Origin of the sequence: Mesorhizobium sp. 131-2-1 (assembly GCF_016756535.1) — a bacterium.
Taxonomy (GTDB): Bacteria; Pseudomonadota; Alphaproteobacteria; order Rhizobiales; family Rhizobiaceae; genus Mesorhizobium.
This window is the reverse complement of sequence record NZ_AP023247.1, coordinates 78,020-90,831: the sequence shown is the minus strand read 5'-3', so window position 1 is coordinate 90,831 and position 12,812 is coordinate 78,020. Positions and strand designations below refer to the sequence as shown.

Sequence of the window (12,812 nt, the reverse complement as noted above, 5' to 3'; positions counted from 1 at the left end):
CGCTGCCGCTCTACGGCGCCGCGAAGGAACGCCAGCCCGCGCAATTGAACTCCACCGCCCGCCGCCCGGGAGCAATCATCAATGAACGCCCCCGACCACATCATCGTCGGCAGCGGCATCAACGCTCTGGTCTGTGCGGCGATGCTTGGCGCCAAGGGCGCGCGCGTGCTTGTACTGGAGCGCAACGACCGCATCGGCGGCTGCATGCGCACCGAGGAGATCACCGCGCCCGGCTTCGTCCATGACGTGATGGCGACGACCTTCGTGCTGTTCATCACCTCGCCGGCCTTTGCCGCGCTCGGCAAGGACCTGACGCGGCACGGGCTGGAATTCTGCCACACCGCGACGCCGACCGGGGTGCTGAGGCCCGACGGCAGTCACGCGGTGCTCACCACCGACCGCGCCGCCAACATCGCGGCGCTGAACAAGGTTGCCGCGGGCGACGGCGACCGCCACGGTAACGACGTCGGTGGCATCGAGCGCAATGCCGGCTTGCTGTTCGGCCTGCTCGGCGGGGCGCTTTGGTCCTATCCGACGACCAGGCTGCTCACTGGCGAGGCCTGGCGGCGCGGGCCGCGCAACCTCGCCGCCTTCCTCGGCGAGGCGCTGGCGCCGGCGCGCGGCTGGCTGGAGAGCAGCTACCAATCCGAAACCACGCGCGCGCTCTGGGCGCCCTGGGTGCTTCATGCCGGCCTCGGGCCGGAAGACGCCTTCTCCGGCCAGATCGCAAGGGTCATTGCGTTTGCGCTGGAGGCCGCGGGCGCGCCGATCGTCAAGGGTGGCGCGAAGAACCTGCTCGCCGCCTTCGAGGCGCTGATCAAGGAGCGCGGCGGCGTGATCTCCACCGAAGCGGACGTCGCCTCCATCATCCTCGATGGCGGCCGCGCCACCGGCGTGCGGCTGGCGTCGGGCGAAACGGTGCATGCGAAGAAGAGCGTCATCTGCTCGGTCACGCCGACCCAGCTCTATGGCCGACTGCTCGGCAGGGATGCGCCGGAGGCGGCTGTCGAAGCGACACACGACTATCGCTACGGCAAGGGCAACTTCCAGATCCACTATGCCCTCGACAAGCCGCCGGCATGGCGCGGCGAGGGGTTGGACAAGGTGGCGTTGCTGCATCTGACGCCTGGCCTCGACGGCGTATCGAAAGCCTGCAACGAAGCGGTGCGCGGCCTGCTGCCGGAGGTGCCGACCATCTGCGTCGGCCAGCCGCATGCGCTCGATCCGTCGCGCTGCCCGGAGGGCAAGGCGATCCTCTGGCTGCAGCTTCCGGAGGCGCCGCGCCACATCAAGGGCGATGCCGCCGGCAAGCTCGCGGCGCCGGCGGACGGGCAATGGAACGCCGAGCTACGCGAAGCCTATGCCGATCGCGTCGAGGCGATCCTCGCCAACCACATCGACGGCTTCAGCGAGAGCGTGATCGCGCGCCGCGCCTATTCGCCGGCCGATCTCGAAGCGATGAACATCAACCTGGTCGGCGGCGATCCCTATGGCGGCTCGTCGACGATCGACCAAGCCTTCCTGTGGCGACCCTTCAAGGCCAGCCGCAACCACGAAACTGGCATCAAGGCCCTCTACCATATCGGCGCCTCCACCCATCCCGGCGCCGGGCTCGGCGGCGGCTCCGGCTTCCTGCTGGCGGGGAGGCTGTGATGGAAGAGAAGGTCCAGCAGAAGCGCCAGCGCATCTCGACCTTGGGCGAGATCGGCCTGCAGCAGTTCGCGCCCTATCTGATGAACCGCATAATGGGCCGCTACAACGCCACGCTGCGCGAGGATTTCCGCAAGCAGGGCCTGACCATTCCGCAGGTCCGCACGCTGGCCGTGCTCTCCGTCGCCGACGGCGTCACTGTCAACGACCTGTCGGTCTACACCGTTATCGAGCAGTCGACCTTGAGCCGCACGCTCGACACGCTGGAGGGGCAGGGCCTGGTGCGGCGCGAGCAGGGCGTCACCGACAGCCGCATCCGCCACGTGTTCCTGACCGATGACGGCCGCGCTTTGTTCACCCGCGCCTGGCCGGCCATGCACGACGCCTTCGAGGCGATGTTCGACGGCGTCGACGATACCGAATACGCGGCTCTGATCGCGATTCTACAGAAGATGCTGAAGAACATCCGCAAGCACGACATCTAGACGTACGCGCCGCCGGATGCCGGCGGCAACGGAAGGAGGCCACCATGGCCGAACGGTCTTTTGCCAAGGAAGTTGAGAAGCTGAGACTCGGTGCCGGTGAGGAGTTCGCCGGCGAAGGCATCCTCGCCATCACCAAGGCGCTGCTGCAATGCGGCGTCGGCTATGTCGGCGGCTACCAGGGCGCGCCGATCAGCCATCTGATGGACGTACTCGCCGACGCGCAGGATATTTTGGGCGAGCTCGGCGTGCATTTCGAGGCGAGCGCCTCCGAAGCCACCGCCACCGCGATGCTTGCCGCCTCCGTGCACTACCCGATCCGCGGTGCCGCCACCTTCAAGTCGACGGTCGGCACCAATGTCGCCTCCGATGCGCTGGCCAACCTCGCCTCGGGCGGTGTCACCGGCGGTGCGCTGATCATCGTCGGCGAGGATTATGGCGAGGGCTCCTCGATCATGCAGGAGCGCAGCCATGCCTTCGCCATGAAGAGCCAGGTCTGGCTGCTCGATCCGCGCCCCAACCTGCCCTCGATCGTCAAGGCGGTCGAGGACGGCTTCGAACTGTCGGAGGCCTCCAACACGCCGGTCATGCTGCAGGTGCGCATTCGTTGCTGCCACGTCCATGGCCACTTCGTCGCCAAGGACAACAAACGGCCGCCAATGTCAGTGGCGGATGCGCTGGAAGCGCCGCGCCGCGACACCGGCCGCATCGTGCTGCCGCCCGCCTCCTTCCTGCATGAGAAGGAGAAGGTGGCGAAGCGCTGGCCAGCGGCGGTGGATTTCATCAAGAGCCGTAAGATCAACGAGATCTTCGGCTCAGATCACGGCTCCGTCGGCATCGTCATGCAGGGCGGCATGTACAATTCGGCCATCCGCGCCCTGCAGCGGCTCGGCCTCGCCGACACCTATGGCGACACCGACGTGCCGCTCTATGTTCTCAACGCCGTCTATCCGCTGATCGACGATGAATTCCTCGGCTTCTGCGAAGGCAAGCAGGCGGTTCTGGTCGTCGAGGAAGGCCAGCCCAACTATATCGAGCAGGCCTTTGCCGCCATGCTGCACAAGGCCAGCCGCGGCACCAAGCTGGTCGGCAAGGAGCATCTGCCGATGGCCGGCGAATACACCGGCCAGGTCATGCTCGACGGCATCGGCTCCTTCCTGCGCGCCAACGCCCCGCATCTGCTGCCGGGCGAGGTGAGGGCGCCGAATAAGCTCGGCGAAGGCGTCGACACCGCCGATCTCGTCAATGTCGTTCCCGGCCGCCCGCCAGGCTTCTGCATCGGCTGCCCGGAGCGGCCGATCTTCGCCGCGACCAAGCTGGTCGAGCAGGAGCTCGGCAAACACCACATCGCCTCCGACATCGGCTGCCATCTGTTCTCGATCATGCCGCCCTTCGAGCTTGGCGCCACCACCATGGGCTACGGGCTGGGACCGGCCTCGGCGTCGGCCTTCAATTCGCCGGACGCCAAGCGCCGCTCGATCTCCTTCGTCGGCGACGGCGGCTTCTGGCACAACGGGCTGACCTCCTCGATCGGCAACGCGGTCTTCAACAAGAACGACGGCGTCATCGTCATCGTCGACAACTTCTACTCGGCCGCCACCGGCGGCCAGGACATCCTGTCGTCGCGCGCCTCGAACCGTACGAAATCTACCAAGCATCCGATCACCGAGGCGGTGAAAGGCATGGGCGTGAAGTGGCTGCGCCACATCGATCGCACCTATGATGTCGGCAAGATGCAAGCGACGCTCCGCGAGGCGCTGACCACCGAGGAGAAGGGTCCTAAGGTTATCGTCGCCTCGTCCGAATGCATGCTCAACCGCCAGCGCCGCGAGAAGCCGCTGGTCGACAAGGCGATCAAGGGCGGCGAGCGCGTGGTGAAGCCGAAGTTCGGTGTCGACGAGGACATCTGCACAGGCGACCACGCCTGCATGCGGCTCTCCGGCTGTCCGTCGCTGTCGGTGAAGTCGCTCGACGATCCGCTGCGCGACGATCCGGTGGCATCGATCGACCAGAACTGTGTCGGCTGCGGCAATTGCGGCGAGGTGGCGGACGCCGCCGTGCTCTGCCCGTCCTTCTACCGCGCCGATGTCGTCCACAATCCCGGCCGCTGGGACCGCTTCCTGGAAAGCGCGCGCCGCGCCGTGATCGGCCTTTTGCAGCGCCGCCGCGAAAGCCGCAGGCTGGTGTTCGCCGATGCTTGACCAGAACACAGCCCCGCGCCCGAAGACGGACGCTGCCGGCGACGAGCGGGTGATAAAACTCGCCGTGCTTGCCGTTGGCGGCCAGGGCGGCGGCGTGCTTGCCGACTGGATCACCGACGTCGCCGAGCGCAGCGGCTATGTTGCGCAATCGACCTCGGTCGCCGGCGTCGCCCAGCGTACCGGTGCGACGATCTACTATATCGAGATGGCCCGCGACACCGGCCGGCTGCCGGTCTTCGCGCTGTCGCCCTCGCAGGGCGATGTCGACATATTGATCGCCGCCGAACTGATGGAGGCAGGCCGCGCCATCATCCGCGGCTTCGTGACGCCCGAGCGCACGACGCTGATCACCTCATCGCATCGCATCGCCGCGGTGTCGGAAAAGATCGAGCCGGGCGATGGGCGCGCCTCGTCCGAGAAGGTGCACGCCACGGCTCAGGCAGCCGCTAGGCGCTTCATCGCCTTCGACATGGAGAAGATCGCCGCCGACAACGGCACGATGATCTCGGCCAGCCTGCTTGGCGCGCTGGCCGGCTCCGACGCGCTGCCGTTCGCGCGCGAAAACTACGAGCAGGCAGTCAGTGCCGGCGGCCGTGGCGTCAAGCAGAGCCTGGCAGCCTTCGGCGCCGCCTATGATCGCGCGCGCGGCGTTGCGACCGTGCCGGCGGGCGAGAAGGCGGTGGCTCAACCTGCCGTCTCCGAAGCCAGGTCAACGGCGAAGGTCAGTGGTCCCGAAACCTTGCTGAAGGGCTGGCAGGAGCTTGCCGCCCGTGTCGCGTCGCTGCCGGAACCGCTGCGCGATATGGCCGAACGCGGCCTGAAAAAGGTCGTCGATTACCAGGACATCGCCTATGGCGGCGAGTATCTCGACCGGCTGGACAGGGCCGTCGCGCTCGACGGCCCGGATCACGCCTATGCGCTGTCGATTGCTGCCGCGAAACATCTCGCCAACGCCATGTGCTACGACGACATGATCCGCGTCGCCGATCTCAAGACCCGTTCGACCCGGGACAGGCGGGTGCGCAAGGAGGTCGGCGTCAAGGACGGAACGGTCCTGCAGGTGACCGAGTATTTCCATCCGCGCATCGAGGAATTCTGCGGCACGCTGCCGGCGGGGCTGGGTAGCTACATCGAGGACCGGCCGAAGCTCGCCGCCTTCCTCGACCGCCGCATCAACCGCGGCCGCCACATCCGCACCGACAGTTTCACCGGCTTCGCCATGCTCTGGGTCATCGGCGGCCTGCGCCGCTGGCGCCGCCGCCTGCTGCGCCACAAGGTGGAGGTCGAGCATCTGGAACGCTGGTACGACCTGGCGCTCGCTCGCGCCCGCGAAGACTACGCACTTGGCACGGAAATCCTGAACTGCCGCCGGCTGATCAAGGGCTACAGCGACACCCACGCCCGCGCCCAGTCGAAGTTCGACCGCGTGCTGTCGGCGCTCGCCATGCTCAAGGGCCGCGCCGACGCCGCCGACTGGATCAGGCGCCTGCGCGAGGCGGCGCTGAAGGACGAGAAGGGCGACATGCTCGACGGCGCGCTGAAGACGGTGGCGACGCTGGGCGATAGCCCGGCCGCATGAGCGAGCGGCCATCAGTCGCTCACACGCCTACCCATTTGCGTGGCCTATGCGGTCAGGCGGTTCTTCAAGCGGGCGTCGACAATCACGATTACGCCACGCATGTGTCGGCCCGTAGTTCGATCAACGGTAGGCCGGTGCGGAGATCACGCGGAGCTGTCGGAGATTGACGTAGCGGGTAGAATATCGACGCCCCGCCGGGCGCGAGCCACCTTTGCAACACGCCGCGGCCGGAAAGAGAGCGACACCGCTGAGATACAAAGACCAGCGATCCCTATGCCGGCGATGATGTCTACGATGTAGTGGTTGGACACGATGGCGGCGGAAGCCGCCATCAGGATATTCAGTAGAAGGATGGGGTAGCGGAGCCATTTCATATCCCATGCAGCCCATGCGCAGAGAGCCGCGATGGCAGCGTGGACGGATGGAAAAGTCACAATTCCCGCGGCTCTGTTAAAATCGAAAACAAAGTTCGGATTTGAATGAACGCCCTTCAGCTCATCAAGGAAAACAGTCGCCAGCCCGCCGTCTATGTAGTGAAGCTTGGTGGGGTCTATGTCGTAGCTAATGTACGTGCCAAGCGCCGGATACCAGATGGAGACGACGCTGGAGATGAAGCAGATTAGAGCATAGACGATCGTCATCTGATATGAGCGCAGGATATGTCCCGTCGAAGCCAGTATCAACGGCAGCAACAGGAGCTGAGGATGGAAGCTTCGGTAGGCGATGTTCAAGGCGAATGAGAGATATTTTCGGCTGTCCACGAAAGCGATCAGGGCCGGCCAGTTGACGCCCAGCGCCTGATCCATTTGCCGCAGCTCTTCGTCGGCCCAAGGCATCTTCAGATGCGCTGCGAGATAGGTCGCGATCACGATGGGGAAGACGAGCAGCGCCCCGTAGAGGAAATTTTCCAGTGCCGCCCTGAACAGAGGTGTGGTGTTCAAAAGGCTGGAACTCGCCACAATGGCCGCAACGACCAGAAGACCCTGGGGGACGCCCAGGGCGTTCTCGATTTTCAGGCCGAGCAGGGATGCGAGTGAATAGACGGTAATGTAGGAAAAGACCGTCAGTCCGCCCAGAATATATCTTGATGTCGAGACGTCGTTCATGAGTTCCACCCAGACCGATGTCTCTATAGAAGGCAACGATTAACAGTGAATTCCAAGTCTGAAGTTATTTGAAAGTAATGACTAGAATTATGTATATCTACATTAGAAGAAACTAATATTTTATGTTTGAATTCAGAAATGATGTTGTAGACATGGAAAATTGTAGCCGCCGCACCTCTCGCAGATCATAGTGTCGCCAGGTGCTGGCGCGGTCTGCTCGGATCACGACTACCCGCAACTTTGACGTCGCCAAATAGGACTTGGCGCGCCTCAAGGACACAATTGCGTTGTATGGGAAAACTGGTGCCGCTTGCGTGACTCGAACACGCGACCCCATCATTACGAATGATGTGCTCTACCAACTGAGCTAAAGCGGCCCGGGAAGCGCTAGGCCTCCAAGATGGGCTGCGTGATAGACTCAACCCGCCGCGAATTCAAGATGGCCCAGCGACGAATTCAAATAACCAGCCGCGAATTCGAGCCGGAACCTGGCAATTCGTGTCGGCGCGGGCGGGGCTTGGAACGGCGGTAAAGGCACCCCGTCGCCCGCTTTGAGGGTGGCGCCCCGCCATCGGTGCAAGCCGGTCTTAGCGAAATATGTTGATTTCCTTGGAAAAAACCGCCGAAATCGGCCTTGTTGGGTCGAGCCGCGCAGAATGCGGCCGCCGGGCCGTTGATTGATTGGTCGCCTGCCGCTAACGATCATGGCAGGAACGTGCAGAGGGATTTGGCTTGGACGCGATCGAAAAAGCGATCCGCAACGCCCTGGAGAAGGGCAATGCCGAGGACCGCGTCTTTCGCGAGCGGGTCTATCGCTCGGCCTTTGCCGCGCTGGACCGCGTGCTGCAGGCCAATCCGAACGTGACCGTGGAGATGGCCATCAAGCGCCGCAAGGCGGTGCAGGCCAAGATCACCGAGATCGAATCGGAGTTCTTGCCGGCGGTTCCCGATGTCTCCGCGTTGGACGAGAGCGCCATAGCCTCGGCGGTGGCTGCCGAAATCGCCGTGCCGGCCGAGACCGCCGCGCCGGCGCCCGCCGTGGAGCCGCCGACCCAGGCGGCACCTGCCCAGCCATCGCCAGCGATCGTGGTCGACGGCCCGGTGCAGCCTTCGGCCTCGGACGCGCCGCGCTCGCGCGTGCTGCCTGTCGTCCCCGATATCATGCCGGGCGACCTTCCCGATGCCCCGACCCTCGATACGCCGGCAACAGCCACAGCGGAAGACGGCGGGGCGGAGGTCGCGCCAGACCGCGACGAGCGTCGGATCAGGGGGCGGCGCCTGCCGCTGACGGCAATCTTCCTCGGCGTGACGCTGCTGGCGGCCGCCGGCATCGGTATCTACTTCGCCAAGGAGACCGGCGTCTTCAAGACAGCGGCGGAGCTCGACACCGGCCCGCCCCAGGCGCCGCCGACGGTCGAGGACGACGAGGCCACCGAGCCGCCCGCCGGGTCGCCGGAAAAACAGGGCGACGCCGCGCAGCAGCGCGACTGGATCAATGTCTTCGCGCCGGCTGACCCGACCCATGTCGCCGCGCCGGCCGACGCCAAGGCCGAGGTGATGCAGGACGATACCGGCTCGTTCCTACGCATTCGCTCCGGCTCTTCCGGCTCTGCCATCGCCTTCGACGTCGGCCAGGGCGTGCTGGAAAAGCTCATCGGCAAGCATGTAATGTTCGACATCGTCGCCCGCTCGGAAGAGGGCAAGGAGACGCAGATCTCGGTCGATTGCAATTTCGGCGAACTCGGCGATTGCGGCCGCAAGCGCTACGCCGTCGGCCACGAGCGCAACGAATATCTGTTCGACGTGCAGTTCCCGGACAAGCATCCGGGCGCGGCCGGCACCATCGCCGTCAACTCCGACTTCGACAAGCAGGGCAAGTCGGTCGACATCTACGAGATACGCGTCTCGATCGCGCAGTGAGTGTCTCTCGACCCATCGACGTAGGCGCAGCACCCCACCCGCGCCTTTGGCGCGACCTCCCCATCAAGGGGAGGTAGGGGTTGGCGCGACATTCCACCTCCCCTCGATGGGGAGGTCGGCGCGAAGCGCCGGGTGGGGTGAAGCGCCTGCGTTGGATTTCCTAACTGTCGAGCAGCGCCTGCAGCGTCTCGATGCGGTCGGCCTCGGCGGCCGGCTTGTCCCAGCGCAGCCGCGAAATGCGCGGGAAGCGCATGGCGACGCCCGATTTGTGCCGGGTCGAGCGGTTGAGCCCCTCGAACGCCACCTCCAGCACCAGGCCGTTGTCGCGGTCGGCCCGCACCGAGCGCACCGGGCCGAAGCGCTCGACCGTGTTGTCGCGGACGTATTTGTCGATCTGCTTCAGCTCCTCGTCGGTGAAGCCGAAATAGGCCTTGCCGACAGGGACCAGTTCCTCGGACCCTTCCGGCCCTGACCAGACGCCGAACGTGTAGTCGGAGTAGAAGCTCGAACGCTTGCCGTGGCCGCGCTGCGCATACATCAGCACCGCATCGACCGTGTGCGGATCGCGCTTCCACTTGAACCACGGACCCTTCGGCCGCCCGGCGAGATAGGGCGAATCCCAGCGCTTCAGCATCACCCCTTCGATGATCGGGTGCGGCGGAGCCTGGCGCAGGCTTCCCAGCGCTTGCCAGTCTGGGAATTCCACCAGCGGCGAGAGATCGAAGCGGCCGGGATCGAGCGTGCCGATGAAGGCTTCGAGGTGAGCTCGTCTTTCGCGGAACGGCAGCGCGCGCAAATCCTCGCCGCCGATCTGCAGCGCATCGTAGCAGCGCATGAAGGCGGGGTATTGCTGCTGGATCTTCTGCGACACGCTCTTGCGATTCAGCCGCTGCTGCAGGTCGGAAAAGGTTCCCGTCGCCTCACGCGGATCGCCGACCAGCAGTTCGCCATCAAGCGCCGCCTCGAAATCCATTGCCGCGGCGAGGTCGGGGAAGGCGCCGGAGACGTCGTCGCCGGTGCGCGAATAGAGCCGGCGAATGCCGCCCTCGCACACCGCCTGGACCCGGATACCGTCCCATTTCCATTCAGCCGCATAGTCTGCCGGATCGAGGTTTTCGAGATCGCCGTCGCCGACCGGGTTGGCCAGCATCACCGGACTGAACAGGGCAAGCGCGGTCCGCTCCGGCTTGCCGGCCTTGCCTTCCAGCCAGGCGAACAGGCTGGTGTAGGGCGGCGTCAGCCCGTGCCACAGCTCCTCGATCTCGGTGACGTCGACCTTGCCGAGATCGGCCAGCGCTTGCTTGGCCAGCCGCGCCGACACGCCGATGCGCAGGCCGCCGGTCACCAGCTTGATGATGGCGAAGCGTGCCGAGATGCTGGCGCTGTCGAGCAGCCTTGCCAGCACCTTCGGCCCGTCGGAGCGGCTCGCCGCCTGCAGCTTGCCGACCACCTCGGCCAGCGTCGGCGCATGGTTCGGGATATTTCCTGGCGCTTGCGGCCAGACCAGCGACACCGTCTCGGCGAGGTCGCCGACATAGTCGTAGGAATAGCCGAACAGCACCGGGTCCATGCGCTCGACCACCAGCGCCCGCAGCATCGCCGGCTTGACCGCCGCGATCGAGAGGTCGCCGGTTATCGCGGCCAGCGCCAGCCCGCGGTCGGGGTCTTCGACGCTGCGGAAATAGTCGGTGAGCAGCGTCAGCTTGCCGTTGCGCGACGGCGTCAGCACGAGGCGATCGAGGAGTTCGGCGAAGCGGTTCAACTCAATCGCCCTCGTCCTCATAGCCGACAAGATGCAACGGCCGCGCCGCGATGCCCTCAAGCTCGCACCAGCGCACCAGCGCCTCCTCGCGGCCATGCGTCACCCAGATTTCGGCGGCGCCCGTCTCCTTGATCGTGGCGGTCAGCTCGTCCCAGTCGGCATGGTCAGAGATGATCAGCGGCAATTCGACGCCGCCCTGCTTGGCGCGCTGGCGGATGCGCATCCAGCCCGAGGCGAAGCAGGAGATCGGGTCGGGAAAGCGCCGCGCCCAGCGATCGGCGAAGGCCGCCGGCGGGCCGACGACGATGGCGCCGGCGAAATCGTCCTTGCCGCCGCTGTCGACGGTCGCCGGATCTAACTGGCCAAGGTCGATGCCCTGGCTCTGGTAGTACTCGCTCAGTTTCGCCAGCGCGCCATGGATGTAGATCGGCCTGTCGTAGCCGGCGTCGCGCAGCAGCCGCATGACGCGCTGCGCCTTGCCGAGCGCGTAGGCGCCGATCAGATGCGAGCGTTCCGGAAACTGCGCCGCCGATTTCAGCAGCCGTGCGATCTCCTCCGCGTCCGGCGGATGGCGGAACACCGGCAGGCCGAACGTCGCCTCGGTTATGAAGACGTCGCATCGGACCGGTTCGAACGGCTCGCAGGTGGCGTCCTTCTGACGCTTGTAGTCGCCGGACGCGACGATGCGCATGCCGCGGTGCTCGACAGCGATCTGCGCCGAGCCCAGCACATGGCCCGCCGGATGGAAGCTGACGGACACGCCGTTGAGGTCGACCGTCTCGCCGGGAACGGCGGCTTGCGTTGTCCCGGCACAGTCCTCGCCATAGCGCAGTCCCATGATGTCCAGCGTCTGCTGGGTGGCGAGCACCGAGCCGTGGCCGGAGCGGGCATGGTCGGAATGGCCGTGCGTGATCAATGCGCGGTCCACCGGTCGCACCGGGTCGATGAAGAAGTCGCCGGGCGGGCAATAGAGGCCTTCGGGGCGGGGCTTGAGCAGGTCGCTGGCACGCATGGCTCCAAGATAGTGGCTAATTCCGGCGCGGGAAGCCTGTTGCCAGAGACTGCTGACTCATCCTACAGCCCGTCCAGCCGGTCCGATTGCCGGTGGGATCCAACAAGCCATGAAACCGCTCCAGGCCTCGTCCGGCGACCTGACCGCCGACCGCCGCGCCGACTTCGCCGAGATGCTCAGTGCCTCCGGCGATCCAGCCGCGGCGGCGGAACTGTTGCTCGGCGCGCTGGAGTTGGCGCCGCACTGGGCGGCCGGCTGGTTCCGCCTCGGCGAGATGCAGGAAGCGGCCGGCCAGCCCGAGCAGGCCGCCCAGGCCTGGACGATGGCATTGCGGCTGGAGCCGGTGGACCGGCTGGGCGCGGCGCTGAAGCTGCAGCTCGCCGGCAAGGCGCCGGCCGCTGCCGCCCCGCCCAGCGCTTTCGTCGAGACCCTGTTCGACCATTATGCCGAGAGCTTCGAGGAGTCGCTCGTCGGCAAGCTCGGCTACCGGATGCCCGAATTCCTCGACCAGGCCATTCGATCGGTCCGGCCGTGCCACTTCTCTCTGGCGCTCGATCTCGGCTGCGGCACCGGCCTGATGGGTCAAAGGCTGCGGCCGATCGCCGACCGGCTTGAGGGTTATGACATCTCCGCTGCCATGCTGCGGAAGGCGCGGGCCAAGGGCGTCTACGACCGGCTCGTCAAGGCCGACCTGCAGGATTTCGCTTATGCCGGGTCGAAAGCCGATCTCGTGGTTGCGGCCGACGTCTTCATCTACGTCGGCGCGCTTGAAGGCATTGTGAGAGCCGTCGCCGGCATGCTTGCCGAGGATGGGTTGTTTGCGTTCTCCGTCGAGACGCTGACTGATGGGGAACAGGCCGGCGGCGATGGCTTCGCGCTGCGCCCGTCCCGCCGCTACGCCCATTCCGAGGCCTATGTGCGGAGCGTTCTGGCCGCCAACGGATTTTCGGCCCGGTGGCTTCAAAGTGCGGTCATCCGGCACGACCGCCGCGAGCCGATAGATGGCCTGGCCGTGGTGGCGGGCAAATCACCTGCGCCGTGATCCTTCCCACCCCCTTGTGTCTCGCCGACCCTCCGTCTGCTGCGAAAAAGCCCGAATC

Annotated in this window: 9 protein-coding genes and 1 tRNA gene; 6 read left to right on the top strand and 4 right to left on the bottom strand. The window is 65.7% G+C overall.

Annotated elements, in window-relative coordinates:
• The first annotated feature begins 81 nt into the window (after positions 1 to 81).
• The 4 genes from JG743_RS00415 to JG743_RS00400 are packed head-to-tail and all read left to right on the top strand — an operon-like array spanning position 82 to position 5,912.
• Positions 82 to 1,653, top strand: coding sequence for a phytoene desaturase family protein (locus JG743_RS00415; RefSeq protein WP_202296932.1), 1,572 nt, complete (start codon positions 82 to 84; stop codon positions 1,651 to 1,653).
• Positions 1,653 to 2,135, top strand: coding sequence for a MarR family winged helix-turn-helix transcriptional regulator (locus tag JG743_RS00410; RefSeq protein ID WP_202296930.1), 483 nt, complete (start codon positions 1,653 to 1,655; stop codon positions 2,133 to 2,135). Before JG743_RS00415 ends, JG743_RS00410 begins: the two co-directional genes overlap by 1 nt.
• Before the next feature lie 44 nt (positions 2,136 to 2,179).
• A complete protein-coding gene (locus JG743_RS00405) occupies positions 2,180 to 4,333 on the top strand; it encodes a thiamine pyrophosphate-dependent enzyme (protein ID WP_202296928.1) in 2,154 nt (717 codons plus the stop codon).
• Positions 4,326 to 5,912 carry an indolepyruvate oxidoreductase subunit beta family protein gene (locus tag JG743_RS00400; RefSeq protein WP_202296926.1) on the top strand — a complete coding sequence of 529 codons (1,587 nt, stop codon included), beginning with the start codon at positions 4,326 to 4,328 and terminating at the stop codon, positions 5,910 to 5,912. The genes JG743_RS00405 and JG743_RS00400 overlap by 8 nt, the downstream gene beginning before the upstream one ends.
• A gap of 143 nt (positions 5,913 to 6,055) precedes the next feature.
• On the opposite strand, the gene JG743_RS00395 is transcribed toward JG743_RS00400, so the two are convergent.
• Both JG743_RS00395 and JG743_RS00390 read right to left on the bottom strand, forming a co-directional pair.
• The gene (locus JG743_RS00395; RefSeq protein ID WP_202296924.1) at positions 6,056 to 7,018 is read right to left on the bottom strand and encodes a phosphatase PAP2 family protein; all 963 of its coding nucleotides are present in this window, start codon (positions 7,016 to 7,018) and stop codon (positions 6,056 to 6,058) included.
• A gap of 301 nt (positions 7,019 to 7,319) precedes the next feature.
• Positions 7,320 to 7,395, bottom strand: a tRNA-Thr gene (locus tag JG743_RS00390).
• Between the two features lie 355 nt (positions 7,396 to 7,750).
• On the opposite strand from JG743_RS00390, the gene JG743_RS00385 reads away from it, so the two are divergent.
• Positions 7,751 to 8,938: a hypothetical protein gene (locus JG743_RS00385; RefSeq protein WP_202296922.1), complete on the top strand. Its 1,188-nt coding sequence runs from the start codon at positions 7,751 to 7,753 to the stop codon at positions 8,936 to 8,938.
• A gap of 160 nt (positions 8,939 to 9,098) precedes the next feature.
• Here the strand turns inward: JG743_RS00385 and JG743_RS00380 are convergent, their stop codons facing one another.
• Positions 9,099 to 10,700 (bottom strand): cisplatin damage response ATP-dependent DNA ligase, encoded by a 1,602-nt coding sequence (locus tag JG743_RS00380; protein WP_202296920.1) that lies wholly within the window; start codon positions 10,698 to 10,700, stop codon positions 9,099 to 9,101.
• A 1-nt stretch (position 10,701) separates the two neighbouring features.
• Positions 10,702 to 11,712 carry a ligase-associated DNA damage response exonuclease gene (locus JG743_RS00375; RefSeq protein ID WP_202296918.1) on the bottom strand — a complete coding sequence of 337 codons (1,011 nt, stop codon included), beginning with the start codon at positions 11,710 to 11,712 and terminating at the stop codon, positions 10,702 to 10,704.
• 109 nt (positions 11,713 to 11,821) lie between these two features.
• Between JG743_RS00375 and JG743_RS00370 the strand changes: the two genes are divergently transcribed.
• Positions 11,822 to 12,754 (top strand): methyltransferase domain-containing protein, encoded by a 933-nt coding sequence (locus tag JG743_RS00370; RefSeq protein WP_202296916.1) that lies wholly within the window; start codon positions 11,822 to 11,824, stop codon positions 12,752 to 12,754.
• Positions 12,755 to 12,812: the final 58 nt, after the last annotated feature.